At 45.6% G+C, this 19,499-nt stretch carries 28 protein-coding genes; 6 read left to right on the forward strand and 22 right to left on the reverse strand.

What is annotated here, in order from left to right; genetic code table 11:
• Positions 1-144 precede the first annotated feature (144 nt).
• The 5 genes from F6J90_RS23020 to F6J90_RS23040 all read right to left on the reverse strand — a co-directional run bounded on the left by F6J90_RS23020 (position 145) and on the right by F6J90_RS23040 (position 6,465).
• Complete coding sequence (locus F6J90_RS23020) at positions 145-915, reverse strand: sporulation protein (RefSeq protein ID WP_293098736.1); 771 nt, start codon at positions 913-915, stop codon at positions 145-147.
• Between the two features lie 253 nt (positions 916-1,168).
• Positions 1,169-1,612: a type II toxin-antitoxin system VapC family toxin gene (locus F6J90_RS23025; protein ID WP_293098739.1), complete on the reverse strand. Its 444-nt coding sequence runs from the start codon at positions 1,610-1,612 to the stop codon at positions 1,169-1,171.
• Complete coding sequence (locus F6J90_RS23030; RefSeq protein ID WP_293068344.1) at positions 1,612-1,869, reverse strand: hypothetical protein; 258 nt, start codon at positions 1,867-1,869, stop codon at positions 1,612-1,614. Before F6J90_RS23030 ends, F6J90_RS23025 begins: the two co-directional genes overlap by 1 nt.
• 135 nt (positions 1,870-2,004) lie before the next feature.
• On the reverse strand, positions 2,005-3,279 hold the full coding sequence (mgsA, locus tag F6J90_RS23035) for a methylglyoxal synthase (RefSeq protein WP_293098742.1): 1,275 nt from the start codon (positions 3,277-3,279) through the stop codon (positions 2,005-2,007).
• An 852-nt stretch (positions 3,280-4,131) separates the two neighbouring features.
• Positions 4,132-6,465, reverse strand: a complete 2,334-nt coding sequence (locus tag F6J90_RS23040) for a PatA/PatG family cyanobactin maturation protease (protein WP_293098744.1) — start codon at positions 6,463-6,465, stop codon at positions 4,132-4,134.
• A gap of 65 nt (positions 6,466-6,530) precedes the next feature.
• Between F6J90_RS23040 and F6J90_RS23045 the strand changes: the two genes are divergently transcribed.
• A complete protein-coding gene (locus F6J90_RS23045) occupies positions 6,531-6,863 on the forward strand; it encodes a hypothetical protein (RefSeq protein WP_293098747.1) in 333 nt (110 codons plus the stop codon).
• Between the two features lie 47 nt (positions 6,864-6,910).
• Here the strand turns inward: F6J90_RS23045 and F6J90_RS43705 are convergent, their stop codons facing one another.
• Complete coding sequence (locus tag F6J90_RS43705) at positions 6,911-7,108, reverse strand: cyanobactin class RiPP (RefSeq protein WP_366513828.1); 198 nt, start codon at positions 7,106-7,108, stop codon at positions 6,911-6,913.
• Between the two features lie 618 nt (positions 7,109-7,726).
• Here F6J90_RS43705 and F6J90_RS23050 point away from each other — a divergent pair.
• Positions 7,727-7,849, forward strand: coding sequence for a hypothetical protein (locus F6J90_RS23050; RefSeq protein WP_293098750.1), 123 nt, complete (start codon positions 7,727-7,729; stop codon positions 7,847-7,849).
• Positions 7,850-7,882: 33 nt separating this feature from the next.
• Here F6J90_RS23050 and F6J90_RS23055 read toward each other — a convergent pair whose 3' ends face one another.
• The 11 genes from F6J90_RS23055 to F6J90_RS23105 all read right to left on the reverse strand — a co-directional run bounded on the left by F6J90_RS23055 (position 7,883) and on the right by F6J90_RS23105 (position 13,330).
• Complete coding sequence (locus F6J90_RS23055) at positions 7,883-8,080, reverse strand: cyanobactin class RiPP (protein ID WP_293098753.1); 198 nt, start codon at positions 8,078-8,080, stop codon at positions 7,883-7,885.
• Positions 8,081-8,131: 51 nt separating this feature from the next.
• Positions 8,132-8,275 carry a hypothetical protein gene (locus F6J90_RS23060; protein ID WP_293098756.1) on the reverse strand — a complete coding sequence of 48 codons (144 nt, stop codon included), beginning with the start codon at positions 8,273-8,275 and terminating at the stop codon, positions 8,132-8,134.
• Between the two features lie 112 nt (positions 8,276-8,387).
• Entirely contained in the window at positions 8,388-8,687 is a 300-nt protein-coding gene (locus F6J90_RS23065; protein ID WP_293088491.1) for a type II toxin-antitoxin system RelE/ParE family toxin, read from the reverse strand.
• Positions 8,677-8,904: an addiction module protein gene (locus tag F6J90_RS23070; protein WP_293098759.1), complete on the reverse strand. Its 228-nt coding sequence runs from the start codon at positions 8,902-8,904 to the stop codon at positions 8,677-8,679. The genes F6J90_RS23065 and F6J90_RS23070 overlap by 11 nt, the downstream gene beginning before the upstream one ends.
• Positions 8,868-9,086: a hypothetical protein gene (locus F6J90_RS23075; RefSeq protein WP_293098762.1), complete on the reverse strand. Its 219-nt coding sequence runs from the start codon at positions 9,084-9,086 to the stop codon at positions 8,868-8,870. Before F6J90_RS23075 ends, F6J90_RS23070 begins: the two co-directional genes overlap by 37 nt.
• Positions 9,087-9,204: 118 nt before the next feature.
• Positions 9,205-9,858 carry a Uma2 family endonuclease gene (locus F6J90_RS23080; protein WP_293098765.1) on the reverse strand — a complete coding sequence of 218 codons (654 nt, stop codon included), beginning with the start codon at positions 9,856-9,858 and terminating at the stop codon, positions 9,205-9,207.
• 19 nt (positions 9,859-9,877) lie between these two features.
• Positions 9,878-10,159: a hypothetical protein gene (locus F6J90_RS23085; protein WP_293098768.1), complete on the reverse strand. Its 282-nt coding sequence runs from the start codon at positions 10,157-10,159 to the stop codon at positions 9,878-9,880.
• A 217-nt stretch (positions 10,160-10,376) separates the two neighbouring features.
• On the reverse strand, positions 10,377-10,706 hold the full coding sequence (locus F6J90_RS23090; RefSeq protein WP_293098771.1) for a XisI protein: 330 nt from the start codon (positions 10,704-10,706) through the stop codon (positions 10,377-10,379).
• 604 nt (positions 10,707-11,310) lie between these two features.
• A complete protein-coding gene (locus F6J90_RS23095; protein WP_293092183.1) occupies positions 11,311-12,426 on the reverse strand; it encodes a transposase in 1,116 nt (371 codons plus the stop codon).
• A complete protein-coding gene (locus F6J90_RS23100) occupies positions 12,410-13,006 on the reverse strand; it encodes an IS607 family transposase (RefSeq protein WP_293092185.1) in 597 nt (198 codons plus the stop codon). Before F6J90_RS23100 ends, F6J90_RS23095 begins: the two co-directional genes overlap by 17 nt.
• 132 nt (positions 13,007-13,138) lie before the next feature.
• Positions 13,139-13,330, reverse strand: coding sequence for a hypothetical protein (locus tag F6J90_RS23105; protein ID WP_071105647.1), 192 nt, complete (start codon positions 13,328-13,330; stop codon positions 13,139-13,141).
• Between the two features lie 257 nt (positions 13,331-13,587).
• Here F6J90_RS23105 and F6J90_RS23110 point away from each other — a divergent pair, with 257 nt between their 5' ends.
• The 3 genes from F6J90_RS23110 to F6J90_RS23120 are packed head-to-tail and all read left to right on the forward strand — an operon-like array spanning position 13,588 to position 14,423.
• Positions 13,588-13,764: a hypothetical protein gene (locus F6J90_RS23110; protein ID WP_293098774.1), complete on the forward strand. Its 177-nt coding sequence runs from the start codon at positions 13,588-13,590 to the stop codon at positions 13,762-13,764.
• 37 nt (positions 13,765-13,801) lie between these two features.
• Positions 13,802-14,254 carry a helix-turn-helix domain-containing protein gene (locus F6J90_RS23115; RefSeq protein WP_293098776.1) on the forward strand — a complete coding sequence of 151 codons (453 nt, stop codon included), beginning with the start codon at positions 13,802-13,804 and terminating at the stop codon, positions 14,252-14,254.
• Positions 14,229-14,423: a hypothetical protein gene (locus F6J90_RS23120; protein WP_293098779.1), complete on the forward strand. Its 195-nt coding sequence runs from the start codon at positions 14,229-14,231 to the stop codon at positions 14,421-14,423. The genes F6J90_RS23115 and F6J90_RS23120 overlap by 26 nt, the downstream gene beginning before the upstream one ends.
• 223 nt (positions 14,424-14,646) lie before the next feature.
• On the opposite strand, the gene F6J90_RS23125 is transcribed toward F6J90_RS23120, so the two are convergent.
• Positions 14,647-17,106, reverse strand: coding sequence for a TOMM precursor leader peptide-binding protein (locus tag F6J90_RS23125; protein ID WP_293098782.1), 2,460 nt, complete (start codon positions 17,104-17,106; stop codon positions 14,647-14,649).
• A 144-nt stretch (positions 17,107-17,250) separates the two neighbouring features.
• Between F6J90_RS23125 and F6J90_RS23130 the strand changes: the two genes are divergently transcribed.
• The gene (locus F6J90_RS23130; protein ID WP_293098785.1) at positions 17,251-17,448 is read left to right on the forward strand and encodes a DNA-binding protein; all 198 of its coding nucleotides are present in this window, start codon (positions 17,251-17,253) and stop codon (positions 17,446-17,448) included.
• Between the two features lie 13 nt (positions 17,449-17,461).
• Here F6J90_RS23130 and F6J90_RS23135 read toward each other — a convergent pair whose 3' ends face one another.
• The 4 genes from F6J90_RS23135 to F6J90_RS23150 form a co-directional block, all read right to left on the reverse strand.
• Complete coding sequence (locus F6J90_RS23135) at positions 17,462-18,106, reverse strand: hypothetical protein (RefSeq protein ID WP_293098788.1); 645 nt, start codon at positions 18,104-18,106, stop codon at positions 17,462-17,464.
• Between the two features lie 482 nt (positions 18,107-18,588).
• Positions 18,589-19,020, reverse strand: coding sequence for a hypothetical protein (locus F6J90_RS23140; protein WP_293098790.1), 432 nt, complete (start codon positions 19,018-19,020; stop codon positions 18,589-18,591).
• 9 nt (positions 19,021-19,029) lie between these two features.
• Positions 19,030-19,170, reverse strand: coding sequence for a hypothetical protein (locus F6J90_RS23145; protein ID WP_293098793.1), 141 nt, complete (start codon positions 19,168-19,170; stop codon positions 19,030-19,032).
• A gap of 120 nt (positions 19,171-19,290) precedes the next feature.
• The gene (locus F6J90_RS23150) at positions 19,291-19,455 is read right to left on the reverse strand and encodes a hypothetical protein (RefSeq protein ID WP_293098796.1); all 165 of its coding nucleotides are present in this window, start codon (positions 19,453-19,455) and stop codon (positions 19,291-19,293) included.
• Positions 19,456-19,499 lie beyond the last annotated feature (44 nt).

Genomic DNA, 19,499 nt, shown 5'->3' on the forward strand with positions numbered 1-19,499 from the left:
CATTGTTACCCGTTCTCTGTTGCCTATGGATAGAGGTTTCTAGACTAATGAGGTACACAGGATTTTTTCTCTATTCCCTGTTCCCTGTTCCCTGTTCCCTGTTCCCTATTCCCTGTTCCCTATTCCCTGTTCCCTACTGAATCTCTAGTTAATTTGACTCTCAATAATCTCCTCAATCATTCCCTCCAATTCACCCGTAGGAAGATTGAGGTCATCTAGTGTTACCTGAAATTGGACATAACGTTCATCTAGGTCAAAAGCTTCTTCTAGGAAACCAGCAAATCCACGGGCTCGTTTGTCTATTTCTAGGAAAACTTCTAAGTCTTCTGAGTAGAGAGAAAAAATGATTTCCAATTCATCCAAGCTACCCTGATACTTACCCATAGGTCGAAACTCGAACTCTTGGACGAATGGATATCTACCCCCAAAATGAGTATTGTACTGACAATCGATTTCATGAAGTTGAAACCCTAGGTTTTCCAATGCCTCAAACACTGCTTGCATTAAGGGGTGTGGATGTACTTCAATGTAATCGGTGTCTTTCGGGTCAACAGCAATGGGAATATCTAAGCCGGTACGTAAATATACTGGTTGGCTGGTTAATGTCAGTGGTGTTTCCTCTGGCAGGGGAAACGAAAATGGAATAACTATTTCCTCTTTTGCCTGCAAGTTGAAGCGTTCCGAGAGGCGATATTGCATTAATATGCACTCTTCTGTGACCGAGGTATCTTCTTCTTCCCGCAGGTATTGGGTAGCCAGGTAAATATAAATATCATCAATTTTCTGGGAAACATCTCCCCCAGTAATATAAACTTCCCCTTCTACCATTTCCCCAGGAGCTAGGGAATCAAAGTACAAACGTGTATCTACCTTTGCTGCTCCAATGCCAACCTGAGCTAATAGTTTTTTGAACATAGATTCTAGTTTTGTAGCTAACTTTGCTACTAGCTTAATCTATGATTCTGGAGTTTTAGGGAGTAGGGAGTAGGGAGTAGGGAGTAGGGAGTAGGGAGTAGGGAGTAGGGAGTAGGGAGTAGGGATAAGAAAAAATTTCATGTACCTGATCAGTATGATCAACGATATCAATCAAACACTTAGGTTGCGCGATTGACCTACTGCCACGCTACGCGATTGACCTTTGGTCACGCTACGCGAACGCAGTTTAAAATTACAACCAGGATTCCACAAGTAATGCTCTGACCTGCTGCATCCGCTGAAAATCGCTATCCGCTGAAACGATGGTCAATCCATGGCGCAATGCAATCGCAGCAATCCATAAATCGTTATCACTAATCCCTATTTCTTGAATTTTGGTTTTTCGTCGCTTCTTTCGGTCTTTCGGTCCAAAATACGGCAATATCTCGGCTTTAAATTGACCATAGATATCAGCTGTTTCATTATCTACTGGATAGATATAAATACCTTGAAGAAAGGCTTGTACTCGTGCTATATTTGTAGCCTTTTGTTGGGAATTTTGAACCATGAATATGAGTTCCCCCCGAACAATAGTACAGGTATAAACTGGTACATTACCTTTCTCCCACATCCGCTGAAGTACGGCTGGATTGCCTGCAATTAGCAAACTACAATGGTTAGTATCCAGCAAATACATTATTCAAACGCCACTTCAGAGCGGTTTTCATAAACCAGGCGAAGACATTCTTCTAAGTCATCACCCTCCCAGGTTCCTGCGTATTTCAATAGAGACTGGGCAGTAGACCTAGGAGGAAAAGAGGTGGGCTTGTCGGGAGACTCAGTGTGTGGTTGATCAGACAGAACAATAACCCGAACTCGTTTTCCAGCTAGTTTTTCCCCTTGGTCAATAATCTCTTCCCAGGTTCCTTCTAATTCTAAGGGGTCTGCGGTCATAGATTTTCTTGAGTATGATCATCTCTGTAGTTTACTCGATCTCGAACCCCTTCACCAGTATTTATATTTATAGGTCTTAACATACTCTCGAAAAGAAGGGATTGAGCCGCTGAGATTGGTTGGACTTGAAACAGATTAATTGGGGTTGGGGACAAATACAGTCAATCCGTTGGGAATACATTCAACTTTGATCGGAGTTGTTCCAATGACTTCTCCATCCACAACCACCTTCTGAGGGGGATCTGTGGCGATTTTGATACTGTGGGTTCGGACATGATGAATATTTTCTTGGTTGGGGTTCAGGCGAACCAAGGCGGCACCGAAGGCATTGACCATTGATGTGACCGCCTGAAGTTTTGTGTCTACTTTGGCCATGGTGACATCCAGTAACCCGTCGTCGTAAATAACTTCACCCATTCCTTGGGCTAAAACTGAGGTAGGGGGAGCCGCGTTAGCCACAGTGATAGCCCCTACCTCAACTCGATAGATCTGGTCTTCAATTTCTACAGCCGCATCAAATAGCTCTTGTTCATCCAGTTGTTGCCATCCCGCTACCAGATAGGCCAGTACCCCCCACTGATCCTTGAATTCTCGGCTGGCTTTATCCACCATTTCTGCTTCAAAACCAATTCCGGTTAATAAAATCATGGGGGTGTCGTTACAGCGAGCCGCATCAATCACTTTGGTATAGCCTTCGGAAATGATGCGACAGGCGGCGCGAATGGGCATTACTGTGCCACCAATGCCCAACGCCTGACAAAAGGCGTTAGCAGTTCCTCTGGGAATAATGCCGAGGGGAATATTGGTATCAATCACCTGACTGGCAACGGCGGATACGGTGCCGTCACCGCCAGAGGCAATGATCAGATCGGCGTGGGCTGCGATCGCCCGTTTGGTCAATTCTTCCGCCGTAATTTCTAGAGTAGTTTGATGGATCTCGAGATTGAAATGGCCACCCAGCATGTTTTCAATAATGGTCAATTCATGATCGGAGTCTCCTTGACCGGCCACTGGATTAAAAATAAGGTGAGCCACTTGGGTTCGCGCTAGGGCACTGATGACCAGTTCTGCAGTAGCTAAGTTGGTGGCGATCGCTACATCATGGGCATCACAAATCCGTAACAGAGGCTGAATATCAGGTTCATGGGATTTAGCATAGAGTGCATCGATGAAGAAAAACACAGCACAGACCTTTCCCTCCGCCACCGCTGCAAACAACTGGGCATCTCCACCGATAGGACCAGGGAGTAAGCAATCAACCGGTAAGCCAGTGGAGTTTTGAATCTGTTTCCCTGTGTTCCCTGTAGCAATTAAGGTGTAGCGAGAGAAAACGATTTGGTGGCCCTTGACAAATGCCACTATATCATTTTTCTTGTTGTCGTGGGCAATCAGGGCAATAGTTGCAGGCATACTACTGTACCGGAACTCCAAACCGAAATTCTCAAAGGCCAATGGCCAAATGACCTAGTATTTCCGTTATTGTAAAGCGTTTATTCCAGTTGTGTAGTCAAGCTATGGATAACTCGATACTAAGTTGCCGTCAAAGGTAAAACTTTCTTTTCCCCCGTATCTCCCTATATCCCCATCTCCCCATCTCCCCATCTCCCCATCTCCCTATCTCCCTATCTCCCTATCCAATCAATCTACTATCTTTGAATCCAACTCGGTATAAGTTTCTTAACATTCCTAGATAAAAATACAACCCGAAACATAAAAGTTTACAAAAAAACTATTGACCTTTTGAATTACTTTATGGTAGGTTTGTATGTAATCAGAATTTTTTTGGATATTCTAGTTTTTTCATCTTCTAGTCTTTAGCTTTTCCTTGAGGGGAAGGTTTTTACTAACTTTTTCTTCCCCATTTTTTTTTGCTTTTTTTTAAGCTATCAGCTATCAGCATTCAGCATTCAGCATTCAGCATTCAGCATTCAGCATTCAGCATTCAGCATTCAGCATTCAGCTTTTAAATAAAAGAGATAAGCTAAGCATTCGGCGTTGCTGAATTAAGGAATGAATGCGCGATCATTTGGTTTTACTAAAGCCCCCTAAATCCCCCAATTCTGGGGGACTTTGATAGTTTTGTTCCCCCCAGAATTGGGGGGCTAGGGGGGCAAAACCATACGCATAATCAGCAACGCCAAGCATTCAGTTATCAGCTTTTCAATAAAAGAGATAAGCTTTGGCTGACGGCTGACAGCTGAGGGCTGAATGCTTTCTCCCCTACTCCCTACTCCCTACTCCCTACTCCCTACTCCCTACTCCCTACTTCGGTACCGACCAAGAACGCACGTGACCTAAGGTAACTGGCACCAAATCAATCACATCAATGGTGAAGCGATAGATTTTCTTGGCTCTGCGACCATTATCTGGGTCAAAGAACTTCAGTTTAACATCCCAACAGTTGCTATCGTAACGACAGAAGGGACTCTTCTCTACTTCAATACTATGGAGTTCCATGCCTATAGCTACCGCTTCCGAAATACTTTCGGCGGCTTGAAAGGCATTAATAGCGGCATAGTTGATGGCGCGATCGCGGTCAGCTTGTCCTAAGTTCCGTAGATCATAATAGACCCGATGTAAAAATGCCGTCAAAGACTTCCGGATTGCCGCTTCATCAGCATTTTCCTGTTCCTGACGAACGGCTTCGATGGCATTATCCACTAAGGTGTTGATTGTCCAGCCGTACATGCCCCGGGGACTATAAAGCTTCAACACCGGCAGCTCTTGTCCAGAGAAGAGTTTGACGGTTTTCCGGCTCAACCGTCCCGCCATACTCACCCGTTCTATATACTCCTCATCGTTTTCTGGCAATGCCTCACTAGCCAGCATATCCTGCAAGGTGGCGTAAGTATCATCCGCAAATGCCCCCACCGGTTCCAGGGCATAAATGGGCGTCAGTTCTAGGTTCAAGGTCCAAATTAAAGACTTGGCTTCATAGAGATTCTGACCCAGATAATCTCCCATTTGCCTCGCATCGTAGGGGTTGGAGGGAACCATTACCCCGTTAACCTCAACCGGTGGCATTAACTGCTTAAAGGAATCCCGCCTTGCTTCCGTGCCGAAATCATACCCCACCGTTCCCATCACATAGACCAGGTTTGAGCTAGCACTCGGCACAATATTATTGGCTGCAGTAGTATTAGCAGTGATATTATCAGCAGTGATATTATTAGCGGTGATAATATTAGCAGTGATATTATTAGCGCTAACCCCATCAGAAGATAAGGTTAATTGATTGTCTGTTCCTGTATTCCCTATTTCCTGTTCCCTATTCCCTTCACTTTCTGATACTGTTACCGTTAATTCTTCGACCCTATTCCCTATTCCCTGTTCCCTGTTCCCTTTATTCCCTATTCCCTGTTCCCCATTCCCTATTCCCTGTTCCCTATTCCCTTCTTGAGACGATATAAAAACAATCGTACTTTTATCCTCTGAGCCTTGGCTAGTAATCTCTGACTCTTCACCTTTGGCTGCTAATTCTTGTCCGGTAATTAACTCAAAGGCACCGGCAATATTAACCTTGCCCAGCAAACAGCGTTCTGGTTCTTCTACTTCTTCCGGGTCGCAGGGAATGGCACTATTGGTAATAGCAGCACGAATCGCTTCCGCATCGGGAGCTGCCCCTTGTTGTAATTGCAAACTCATTAACAAGGCGGAAATTCCGGTAATTACCGGAGCCGCACAACTGGTTCCTTTTTTCCGCACTGCTTTATCGCTTCCCGGTTGTGCCCCCAGAATATTGTGTCCCGGAGCCAGCACCCCTTGTTGATTATACTGGCCACCGAAGTTACTGAACTTGGCCGGTTGACCATTATCTTTGTAGGCTCCAACGGTGAGTACTCCAGGCAAAACTGCCGGAATACACCAACATTCCCCTTTATCATTACCACCAGGGGCAACCACCAGAACGTTATTCTCCTGGGCTTGACGCACTGCTTTTTCCAACAGTTCATGGGCGACACCGGATTGGGTTGGGTGACAGGCGGCGCAGTGAATAATATTGGCTCCCAGTTCCAAAGCTTGATTAAAGGCATGAACTAGGTTCAGGGGGTTGATGAAGTTCTCCCCATCCCGAGCAATGGGAATATTAATGCCTCGGCAACCAGGGGCAATGCCTTCAACCGGAGAGCCTGGTTGTCCAAAAATGGTACTGGAAATATGGGTGGCATGGAAATCGCAGAAAATCCGATGACGAATCCGGTCATCCGGAATAGCGGCTTTGAGCTTATCTTTTTTGGTGTCGTCGTCTAAGTCATCTAACTGATCAATGTCTCGGAAGACTTTAATCAGATCCGGGTCAATTTCAATGTCTTCTGACCAAAAGGGGGTAATTTGACTCAGCTTTGCCCCCTGGAAACAGGCTCGGTCTAAGTCTACTGAACCATCTAATACTGCGATCAGAAGGCGAGAATCACCGGTGGTGTGGGATTGGAGTTCGGTGAAGCCGGGGATGGTGGAGAGGTCGGGCATTTGTTTTTCGTTATGGATGGGGAGTGGGGAATCGGGAGTCGGGAGTCGGGAGTCGGTAGTCGGGAGTGGGGAATCGGGAGTGGGGAATCGGGAGTCGCGGAGAATTTTAACAGAAGCAACGGGCAAGATGCCCGTTCCACTAAGAGGAAAATTTTAACAGCAGCAACAGGCAAGATGCCCGTTCCACTAAGATGGTCATTCTACTACCAAGATGCCTATTCTACTACCAAGATGGCTGTTCCCGAAAAATCCTACCATCAAATAGTCACACATTGACTCCCGATTCCCGATTCCCGATTCCCGATTCCCGATTCCCGATTCCCGATTCCCGATTCCCGATTCCCCTATTTAAAACGAAAAACCCCAATAGCTGGGGTTTCTCTATCGGAATCACAACATTTGTCAAAAAAGTCTCACCACGGCAAGCATCGAGCAAAAACCCTACCGTGCCAGGTAACGGAAGACCCCGAAGTAGCAAGGGTTTCCCGCAAATTCATTGCGGCCAATCGACCGCCCAGCACTGAAAAAAAAGACTTTTGACATAATTTCAGAAAACTGTGATAGAGTAGTTTTACTCGTCCCCGTCCCCCGCAAAAGGCGCACACACATCCGCCGCACACCGACATGACATGAACTCCGATGGGGTGATTGACCCACTGCCCAAGCCGCCCTCCGTCAGGGCTGTTTCTTCCAAGCCGGGGATGGGCTTAGCTGTGGTGGAACGTACGATGGGAGATTTTTGGCCAGGCAAGAGTTTCTTCTTTCCCATTTGCTTTTGCTCCTGTTAGATTTTGTTTGTTACAGTGCTTAGAATACCATTGGGTAAGGGCGGGGAGTCAAGGGGGGTTTACAATTGTTTACAGTGGGAAATTAAGAATTAAGAATTAAGAATTAAGAATTAAGAATTAAGAATTGGGAATCGGGAATCGGGAGTCGGGAGTCGGGAGTGGGGTAGAATTTTAACGGGAGCAATGGGCAAGATATCTGTTCCACAAAACTTTGAACAGCCACTATAAAAAAGACTTTTGATACAAATTGCCGCTTCTTTGATCGAGTGAGTCTTACTCAGTGTCGTCCCTTACCGCGAAAGCCTAACTCTCTGTCTCTTTTGGCGGCGAAGCGAAAGCCGGATAACTCTACCAGCGAGCGATGGGCCTCCCCTGCCCATCCTGTAGTTAGCGGAGCTTCGGACAAGCCGGGGATGGGCTTTGCGGTGGTGGAACGTAGGATGGGAGATTTTTTGCTAGGCAAGAGTTTTTTCTTTCCCATTTTGTGAATGCTCCTAATAATTTTTTCATGAATTAAGAATTAAGAATTTAGAATTAAGAATTTAGAATTAAGAATTAAGAATTTAGAATTGGGAGTCGGGAGTGGGGGAGATGGGGAGATGGGGAGAATTTTAACAGGAGCAACAACAGGCAAGATGCCTGTTCCACGAAACTTTGGACAGCCACAGGCAAGATGCCTGTGCCACGAAACTAATAGCAGCCGCTATAAAAAAGACTTTTGATACAATTTGCCGCTTTGCATGATCGACGAATTCTTACTCAGCATCGTCTCCGGCAAAAGGAGGGCAAGCATAACTATGCAGTGTTTGACACTGTTGGGCGGGTTGGAGCCCTTGGGCTTGCCCGTCCCATCCAGTGGTCAGCTCGGTTTCGGTCAAGCCGGGGATGGGCTTAGCTGTGGTGGAACGTAGGATGGGAGATTTTTGGCAAGGGAGTAATTTCTTTTTGCCCATTGTCGTTGGCTCCTCTTTGTTTTTAGTTATTACTAGTGCTTAGAATAGCATCTATTGGGAGTTGGGGAGATGGGGAGATGGGAATGTAGAATGTAGAATGTAGAATGTAGAATGTAGAATGTAGAATGTAGAATTGGGAATTGGGAATCGGGAGTCGGGAGGAGGAAGGGTGGGGAGCAAGGTGTTGGTGGGCATTGCCTATTTAATTGCTCGCCGTTCAATAAAGATCATGTTCAGCAATGCCCACCCTACGAGTATTTATGCTGTTCCACAAAACTTTGAAAATTATCCCCAATTCTAATAGCCCCTAACGCATTTGCCACGCATCTGGGGCGCGTCTAATATGTAGCACCGCCAAAACTGTAACGCGATCGCCATCAAGGCGATAGTAAACGTAAAAAGGAAAACGCCTGGTTGGTGCTCTGCGAACCTTGGATTTGACTACTGTGTAAGCCTCTGGATATTGAGAGAGTCGCTCTACGACAGTTGTGATTTCTTTTAAAAAGCCTAATGCAGCTTCTGAACTTTTCTTGGCATACCATTCGGCTGCTACATCTACATCTTCTTCTGCACGAGCATCAAAAACAACTTCAAACCTATTGTTCACCGTACTTACGACCCAACCGTTGCTTTACTGTTGTCCAAGGTTGCGATCGCTCAGGGTCATGATCGGCTAATCGTTCCTGAACAATATCCATATGCCACTGTGGTGCTATTGTGTCATCTGCTGGCTGAGATATGAACCAATCCCAAAGGTCACCAATATAATTGATTTGCTCGGATCTATTCAGTTTATCAAAACCTGTTGGCAAAGGAATTTGCATAGGTTAATAATATTTACTAATTGGGTGAGGGACAGAGTCTTGGGTTTTAGGGAACAGGGAACAGCGATGCAGCGCGGTCTTGGGGGTTTCCCCCATGACCGCGCTGCATCAAGACGGGAATAGGGAACAGGGGAAAAAAGAAGAGGCAATAGGCAATAGGTAAACAATCTTGTGTACCTCATTATGATTGTAGCGCTATATCATGTTATGATCACTAGCCTTATTAAAAATATTCCCCATCTCCCTATCTCCCTATCTCCCCATCTCCCCATCTCCCCAACTCCCCATCTCCCCATCTCCCTATCTCCCTATCTCCCTACTCCCTACTCCCTGTTGTAAAACTGCTAATACAGTGCCTAGATCTCCGGATAATAAGGCAGATTTGGCCAGCCACAAACCAGGGAAAATTGTTGAAGTGAGAATCCCTGCTTGATCAGGTTGCAAGGCAATATATTTACCCTCTTGTAGACAGAACCAATCCAATTCTTGGTCATACACTCGCCAGACCAGATACTCCTGCACCTGATTGCGGCGATAGACATTCAATTTTTGGTGTAGATCATACGACGCGCTACTGGCCGCAATTTCAACAATCAGTTCCGGTGCCCCTTCGACATAGTCGTCGTTACTGATAGTAGATTGTCCATTCTCCTCGATGCGAAGCAGAGCATCGGGTTGGACTTCGTTGTCAGCATCTAGACGCACGGTAGGATTGTCAGCGACTTGCACTTCTGGAGTGGCTGCCCAATAAACTCCTAACCAAGCCATAATCCGGGCATGGGGATCTCCGTGTTGCCTAATACGCACTGGTGAGGGCATATAAACATATCCTTCGATTAATTCAGCTTTTTTGACCTGGGGCATAGCGGCGTAGCGCTGCTCAAATTCAAAACGGGTGAGTTTGTCACCGTTTTCTAGAGGGGGTATGGTTAAGGGAGGGGTAGAAATAGTCATAAAGCAGTTTGCAATTCAATTAGGTACAAAGTTTTGGGTTTTTAGGGAGTAGGGAGCAGGGAGCAGGCAAGAGGCAAGAGGCAAGAGGCAAGAGGCAAGAGGCAAGAGGCAAGAGGCAAGAGGCAAGAGGCAAGAGGCAAGAGGCAAGAGGCAAGAGGCAAGAGGCAAGAGGCAAGAGGCAAGAGGCAAGAGTGCGATCGCATAAGCGCGGAAGCTGAGGCCAAAAGGCCACGCTTTGCGAACGCTTCATCGCGTAGCGTGACCAAAGGTTAATCGCTTTTTGAGTTTGTAGGGTGGGCAAAAAAAGTTGGGTTCTTTTGATTATTCTAGATAATATAATTTTGCCCACCATACTTGAATTCTATGGGAACTTTTGCCTTTTGCCTTTTGCCTTTTGCCTTGTCAACACCCACGGTTTATGAGTACCAAGTTTGTAGGGTGGGCAAAAAAAGTTGGGTTCTTTTGACTATTATAGATAATAAAACTTTGCCCACGTTACGATTAATTTTCTGGAAATACTAGCTCAATGCATAATCAGTGAATTGTCGTTTAAAAGGAGAATGGAAGCCAATCACAATATCTGTTTTAGGCACTCCCAATTCTACTAAACGTTGAGCGATTACTTGTTCTGTATTATTCTGTTGAATGTAGATTTTGCCATCAATAATATCCAGGTGAAGGATAGACCCATAAACCCAATGGTCTTTTACCCAACCCACTTGTAGCAACAGGTAGTGATGGCGTTCGATATCTAGAATTGTCTCTATGGGAACATAACCCGACTGGTGTAGCTCGGCTTGCTCACGAATAACGGTTTGGATGATTTCAGTGTAGTTGTTTATTGCCATTTTAGAAGGGAATCGGGAATCGGGAATCGGGAATCGGGAATCGGGAGAACTTGTAGTTGCGTAGGGTGCGTTAGGGACGGGCTCCCCTTGATTTTATCGGTAAGTAGTGGGACAGTCCGTCCCGTAACGCACCACCGGGTGAAACAGCATGCATTTAGATACACGCGGTCAGAGCTTGTACGGTGGGCAAAAAAAGTTGGGTTCTTTTGACTATTCTAGATAATATAATTTTGCCCACCGTACTTGAATTCGGATTTTTTTTTAAACTCAATTTCCTCTAAGTTGTACCTTGTAGGGTGGGCAAAAAAAGTTGGGCTCAAATCAGTATTGTAGAGAATGAAACTTTGCCCACCCTACTTGAATTCGGATTTTTTTTTCACTAGCCAATAGCCAATGGCTGATAGCTGACGTAGCATTCATATTTGCTGTTTGGGTGGTGCGTTACGGGACGGGCTGTTCGAACCCGGGCGTTGAGGCGCAAAATTAGGGTGAGCCCGTCCCTAACACACCCTACTGGACTGGCACTACTGGACTGGCACAGTGGTGCGTTACGGGACGGGCTGTTCCGATACTTTTTAGCTACCAAAATCTACAAAAATAGATTTTAGCTCACTAATGCAAGCTGATTTCTCAGCCAGGGGGTATCTCCCAAGGCATGGCCGTAGGCCACGCTGCGCGAACGCAGAAAGATGCCACGAGCGCCGTTGATGTCTCGGTCCATTACCTGCCCATCAACTTTAGATTTAATTGTCTTACTTCCACCAATATTAACCATTTCACCAGTCCAGCTAACTGTCTTGCTGGTGTAGGCTTCACAGACATCCACTACTATCTTTCCGGTCTCACTAGCTTTATGTTGTAAAAACTCTTTAAACCGATAATGAGCAAAATTAAGCATATTGCGGACAGTTTTAGATCTAATTTTTCTACTTCCCTTCTTAGACATTTGAGCTGTTTCAAAAGTAGGAAGCAGTATTACATCAAAATTGTCAACAAGGAACCTAGCTGCTTTGTAATGAAGTTCATTTATCAGGTTTTGAATCCTAATTATCATCCTTCGAGCAGCTTTTATCATTCGGCGTTTTTGTCCGCGTTTAGCTTTGCTGATTTTAGACAGTAGAGTATCTAGATGCTGACACAGCCTTTGGATTTGGGAAAAGTCTCCATTCCCAATTTTTCCAACGGAAGTCTCACTGAAGAAAGTTAAAAAGGTTCTAACTCCAGGGTCTAAAGCAACTACTCGCCCTTGGTTTTCGGTTTTCTCTTTCGTTGCTTCGTAAGGGACTACTAAATAGTAATCCCCATTATGACTAGTTAGCCTACAATCTCCAATGTTGCTGGGAAGAGACTCTGTATAGGATATCTCCCCTAGCTTAGTGTGATAGACGCCTTTCTCTGATACTGCCGACTTTGGGATATAACAAGACTGCTTCGGGTTTTTACGAGATCTAAATTTAACCCGATTTATTTGAAAAGTTTTCTTGTATTTTTTCTTTGCCTCCCGGACGGCGGTGCAAGCGTCCTTAATCGCTATAGACTTAATTTGATAAGGTACTGACTTGCACCATTCCGGTAGATCATTTAAGATGTCAGTCTTAATAGCTTTCCAGTTAGCTTTTACTTCACCGCTCTGGAGAAGCTTGACTGTTTTATTGAAAACATAACGGGACACTCCAAACCATTTACGAACAGTATATCGTTGTTCAGAGTTTAGGAACACTCGTATCTTCTTTGATTTTCTTCCCGTACTTTCTGAGTCCGTGGATATGCCGCGAAAAGACGTGAATGATTGAGAGAATATCTGCGGTAAGCTCGGATTCGGGACAACTTTCAGACTGGTCGAGAACCAAGATTTTTCCACCGTTGAGACTGACCAAGTACTCAATGAGTTCAAACCCAAATCGGCTGAGTCGGTCTCTACAGGCAACAACAAGCGTGAGTTTATCTCCGCACACAATTCGTTCCAATATGGTTTTAAGACCTTTCCTTTTGTAGTTGAGTCCTGACCCGATGTCTTTGATGATTTCCGCTTCCGGGAAGAGGGAGTGGAGGTAAGGGACTTGGCGGGCAAGATCGTCTCGTTGTTTGTTACTACTGACTCGACAGTAACAGATGGTGTAACAACGCAATCTGTCAGACTTTGGAGCTTTTCCAAAACGGAGAAGATCTCTAGAGTCAAAGAGTCGTGTTCCGCCAGGGGTTTTTTCGCATTTGATGGTTCCATTATCCGCATACTTCCGTAGAGTGTTCCCCGACAATCCCGTAAGTTCGACCGCCTTACGTAGAGGAACTAGTGCCATGGTTATAATCTAACACATTTTTGTAAATAGTGCTAGATTCTTTAAGATTTTATTTAACAGTTGTTAGCCCCGGGCGTTGAGGCGCAAAATTAGGGTGAGCCCGTCCCTAACACACCCTACGCAGCTGAATGCTTACAATTCTTCTTCTATAGGCTCGCCGTGATCAAAAATAATGATAAATTCGGCATCGGGCATCAACCGTTTCAAAGCCTTTAAATGTCCCTCTGCATCGGAACGCTTGCGGAAACGAGCAACAACGACCCGTTGCATCTTCGATAACAGCCTAATAATAACCCATGGATGTAGGCGTTGATGGTAAGACATAATCAATGTATCTCCTTTTACTGGGGGACCAAGAGCCAGCCACACCGGCCTCGCAAAATCCGTTGGCTGGCTCTTCCCGTGGACGTTTAACGACCACGATTTTATTTTAGCACAAAAAATCGATTATTATAACATATTTTTTAAATTTTTGTAACAAATTGGGAATAGGGAGTAGGGAGCAGGGAGCAGGGAGCAGGGAATAGGGGTAGTGGGTTTAGTGGAGGTAGTGTGTGTAGTGGGATAGTTGGGATTAATTAGTGCGATGCTTGGAGCCGCTACGCGATCGCATCGAGCCGCTAAGCGATGCTTGGAGCCGCTACGCGATCGCATCCACGACCATATCCCAAACTCTTCCGTTTATTCCCGATTCCCGATTCCCGATTCCCGATTCCCGATTCCCGATTCCCCTTGTCAATTCTCTTTTTTTTCATTAAACTAGTAGTATCGGAATAGTTTAAAAGGAGATAACAGATGAACAAGTGTGTTGGTACTACTGAAGCCGCATCTTTATTAGGAATTTCTTCTCGGCGATTGCGCCAACTTCTAGAGAAGGGTCGGGTTCGGGGTGCTTATAAAAGTGGGAAATTCTGGATTATTCCTCTGTTCAACCATTTGCCACAAATTACCAAAGGTAGCCGTGGACCGAAGGGTAAATGGCATACCAGTCGTCCCCCGGCTTTAGCTAAGATTAATGTCAACCGCAATCACATTGGCTCGAATATGCACAAAAGCCGGGAAGAGCGGAAGCCAGTGATTTCAGTAAAACGAAAGGGCACCAATCTCTACGGCAACGAGGTGGAAATCCTCGGTCCTTGTAAGATTGTCTATAATCCCGATCATCCCCTCGATTGTGGCGCTCGTCTGTGGATCGAAACTTTTAGTGATATTCACTTCATTGGTGGCAGTTTCCCGGCTACTAGCTGAGTTCGGGAGTCGGGAGTCGGGAGTCGGGAGTCGGGAATCGGGAGTGTGGGAGGTGTGGGAAGTGTGGGGAGATGGGGAGATGGGGAGATGGGGAGATGGGGAGATGGGGAGTGAATTCTTGTCCACTGTTCCCTGTTCCCTGTTCCCTATTCCCGATTTCCGATTCTAAATTCTAAATTCTAAATTCTAAATTCCCCCATTCCCGATTCCCGATTCTAAATTCTAAATTCTAAATTCTTAATTCTACTTGGTGGTGCGTTACGGGGCGGGCTATCCTAATACTGGCTACGAAGTGGAAAATGAGGGCAAGCCCGCCTTATCACGCACCCTACATTCTTAATTCTTAATTCTAAATTCTAAATTCTTAATTCTTAATTCTTAATTCCCAATTCCTACAAAATCATCGGTATCGGATTAAGTTGATCTTCTGTTAACGGTTTCGCCAACAAGCCTAACTTAACGGGGACATCATACAACCGACCGGGGGCGAATCTTGCCCAGAAATGGCGCATCCCTGGTACAATCACCTTGACTACATTTAAGCCAATATCCGGGCGGGTTTGGTCTAGAACTAGGGTTTCCATGCCTGCGGATTGGGCAATTTTGACACAGGTCATGACATCCTCATAAATATCATCACTCCACTGTTGAGCATAGTCACTGTAAAGCTTGAGGGGAATGTCAGGATTGGGAATTATGTAGGGATGGTCTTTGCGGTTTAGATTATGCTTATTCCATTCTTCCCAAGCCCCGGTTTCACTGGGTTCCACGTCATCCACATAAAATCCCAGTTGGTTCATCTCTGTGACTGCCCGTAAAATGGCAATCCTCGGATCCAGATGGGCACCAAACCCGGCAATAATCCCTTCTTGTTCCTGATCGGTGCGGGCTGAGATGGCAGCAAAGGCGGGAATGCCTAAATCACTGGTAATATCCAGCACCCACAAGTCACGTTTGCGATCGCGGTATAGTTGTTGTAACTCTACCAGATAGGGGTCATCAAAGCTGGCTAAATCCACTCCCGGACATTGCAGGGAGTTGTACCACCAAATAGCCACGCTATCCCGTTCCACCAATTCCATAAACCCCTGCAAAATCGCTTCTTCCAAGGTATTGCCAGCAGCATTGCCATTGGAGTCACCGGAACAGAAGTGATGATCCTTTGATGCAGGATAGTTGTAATAACAGAAGGCGGTGGGCAGATAGCTATGGGTTTGTGTCACTAAAGACCAAACTGGTGTCCATTCAATCGCTTGGCTGCTATCAAACCGTTGGGGAATCCAATTGTGATCGACTCGGGCTTTGTTCAAGGTTTCTCGGTGAGCGTACTGATACTCACTAAACTGCATCACCTGTTCGGGAGCAATAGCTGTATCTCCCAACTCCCCTAAGGTAGAAACAATCCGGGGTTCATCCCCATGATAGATACTGGAATAGCGTTCAACGGCTTCACAGAACCCACTGGCTTTGGCTTGACGGTCAGTTTTGCCTTTGCCAGCACTTTTATGACCCAACAGACGACGCAAACGGTTCAAATTATTGGTGGCAGCACCGTAACTATGAATAGCATGATAGGTATGGAGCAGGGCACTGTCTGGGTCAGAGGAACGGACTAAGGCACTGACAACTCCGGTGATGGGACTAACCAGGTGTTGGTAGCGTTTCAGGGTTTGATCGGGAGTAAACGCACGATGTCCGCCATCGGTAGTGTATTGCTTTTTACGATTAACTAAGCTAACCGGTTGATGAGCGCGATCGCTTAAAAGTTGCGGATTCCCACAAGCAGCACATTGCGGGCGATGGGAGAGCTGATGGGTTTCAGTGCTCAGGTTAGTTTGATTGAGGGTAATCACTTTCCCCACCAACGTGGCCAAGTTAGCTGTTTCCTCTACCCCCAGTTGCACAATCCATTTAGCCACTTCCGTGGTAACTAAATTCAGGCCAGTCTCTAAGGTAGAACTGAGAAAAGCGTTAGAAGTAGGCAAACACCCGGTCACCCGACCAAACTCAACACTTTCTCCCTTAAGTTCCCTTGCTTGCTGGGCTTGTTCCCCCCAGGATTGGGGGGTTAGGGGGGCTTGTTCCCCCCAGGATTGGGGGGTTAGGGGGGCAGGTTGATGCGCGTCCCTGTTCCCTGTTCCCTGTTCCCTGTTCCCTACTTCTGCAAGTCTCGCCTTTCCCTTCTGCTTCAGCACCGACGCTTCCACTTCCCGGTTGCCCCGCAGACGATGGGCCAAACATTGCCAACAGCCAGTTATTCCCGGTTCAAAGATCGGACCAAACCACAACAGTCCTCCGATTGGTTTCGCCAACAGCCAGGGTTGGTTAGTATCTAGGGCGACTTGATTAATCTGAGCTAGTTCCGGTTGTAGATAGTCATCGGTAAGCACTACTAACAGGGTGGGTAACTCTGTGACTGGGGGTTTCCCTGTCCAGGGTTGGGTTTGAATGCCAACGGTTGTAAGTTTATCGGTCAAGGGTTGAGTTGAAACATTGCCCACAGCAGTGACATAAACTACGACTTGCCGCAAACAATCATAAGCAGTTTGGGGTTCTACTCCCAGCAAACTCCAGAAAGCAGCAGCAGCGTCTGACAATTCAGGGACTTTGGCCGCGATGTACCCTTTGTCATACAAATTTTCGATCACATAAGCCACCTGGTCTCGGTCAGCGTGCTCGGTCAGTCGTTCACAAATTTCCTCGTAGGTATACTGACCATCCAGCAGCGGCATCAGATGACAGTAAAATTCCCCTGTTAAAGCGTGGGTAGCGTTTTCTGCCAATAGATAAACATGATTGGGTTGAATAATTTCAACGCGATAATGGGGACGGATTTGTAAAAGTGGTTCCATGTTTCAGTATCAAACCTTGAGGGATAATGCCCAAATAGGAAAGGTATCATAAATAGTGAACTGGAAAGCCATCTGTTTATGTTTCTTTACTCTTCTCCTGTTCCAAATTAGTACAATGGTAATACTTTAGACCCTTTGATGACTATGAGTTCCCTCCAAATTACAATACCCGATGAACGTTTGCAAAAACTCCAAGAAATGGCAACTCGTCTGAATGTTTCTATAGAAGAGTTGGTGTTGATGAGTGTTGAGCACTATTTAACTCAGTCAGAACTGTCTTTTAATGACGCTACAACATACGTGTTAGAGAAAAATGCAGCACTTTATCGCCGACTGGCCTAATGCGTTATCTAACCTAATCCTGTTCTACCATCTGCACTAATTTGCCTAGAATAGGTTCGATGGGAGGGAGTAAATATTCCGCCAGATCTAGGGTTACTGTTTTTTCTTCCAATTTCAGAAATCGCCATAATGTACCAGTGGTTACGGCACCGTAAACCGTTGCGATTGGCCGTAGGCCACGCTCCGCGAACGCATTACCGTTACCATTATTCTCCTGTTGGTTAAACCGAGAAGCTGCTACCATGGCAGCGATACACTGTCCTAATCCCCCTTTCAGGTCTTCTTTTTTAGCTTCTATAATAATGGCTACTGGGGCTTTAACAAATAACTGTTCCGGTGACCGACTAATAATAAAATCACAGGTGCCATTTAATCCCACTTCTGGATCAACAGTAAACTCTTCACCAGAAAACAAGCTAACCTGGTTTTTATGGAATTCTCTAAGTGCCAGTAATACTGGACAGATCAAGAGTTCTGATCGCGCTTTTTCCGTATTCAATGCGATCGCTAGTTGGTAATTCTGGGTGATAAATTCGGCTAAATAAGGACTAGGAGAAATTACGCGATCGCTATCGCTTTCAAAAATATTCCCTTGTTCGATTAAGGTTAAGTCAAAATCCTTGACTACTTTTTGAATGGTAAATTGACTGTAAGACATGAGCTAGGTAAGGGAGTAGGGAGTAGGGAGTAGGGAGTAGGGAGTAGGTAATCGGGAATCGGGAATCGGGAGTCGGGAATCGGGAATCGGGAATCGGGAATTGGGAATCGGGAATCGGGGGTAAAATATTGTGTACTTGATTACTATTAAAAATGGGCTTATTGCATTTTTTTACTATTTTTTTAACTATTTCCTGACATGCTATACTTTTAATGCGATTGGCCGTAGGCCACGCTACGCGATTGACCGTAGGTCACGCTACGCGAACGAATTCAAAACGCTGTGCTATTCAGTAACAATGAATTATTAGGTAAATTCAATTTTGTTATCCCGACTAACGACTCCACTTTGCAGGGATATTTTGAAGACTAAACAACGTGATATTTACAGGAGTAAACAACCTTTGTGTTGCTCTTAAAAGGTTGTACGATTGCTCTGAAAGTAATACCAGCCCTGGAGTTGAGCGGGTATCGGCTTTACTTCTAAACCTCGGCAGGGAGCTGATGATTCTCTAGATATTGCTCATAAGCATCCTTATCCCCAGCAAATGAATCGACAGAGATTTGGCGCTCTGGCATTGGCTTGAGAGGGGCGTTGATGGGACTGTGTTTGCAGTAGCAAATTACGACCATATCGAAATCCATGTCAACGAGGATATCTGGTGTGTAGGTTTCGACCCGTGTAACTTCCCAATCGCTTTGACGGTAATGGGTTGATGAATCTGGATAGTTAGGATCAACAAACTGATCAACTCGAATGAACTCTGGCGGACGGTATCCAGGTTCAGGCAGCGCCTTGTCGGAGCAGTCGTAATGCTCGAATAAAGTTTTCGTCAGAGAGCCAGAGTGGGCATATTTGCGCTCTTTCCATCCGGGTTGACGCTTTTCAGCACGAAAGACAATCCATTTACGCATTAGTCTTCCTCAATTCATATTATAGCAATTATCATAGCTATGAGGTACACAATTTCGGGATTTTAGGGAACAGGGAACAGGGAACAGGGAACAGATAAGAGGTAATAGGGAATAGCGATGCGCTGCATCAAGACAGGGAATCAATGTCAAAGAATAGTGTACCTCATAACTGCGATAAACGCTATATACAGGTACCAGGCTTTATAATAATTCATTTGATCTACTCTTCACTTCACATTTAAGCCTTTGGCTGGCTTCGTTTCAAGGTTTTTAACAACGCTGCATAACTACTCCCGACTCCCGATTCCCGACTCCCGACTCCTCACAGGGGTAGGTTTTTAACAAAGACGTGAGGTGTGGGGTGTGGGGTGTGGGGTGTGGGGTGTGGGGGATAAGAAAGCGATGCAGCTTCGGACCCCTGTTCCGAAGCTGCATCGCTTATTCGTTGTTTTCCTTTTCCTCTCCTTGTGATCCGCCCC

Source organism: Moorena sp. SIOASIH, from assembly GCF_010671925.1.
Lineage (GTDB): Bacteria > Cyanobacteriota > Cyanobacteriia > Cyanobacteriales > Coleofasciculaceae > Moorena.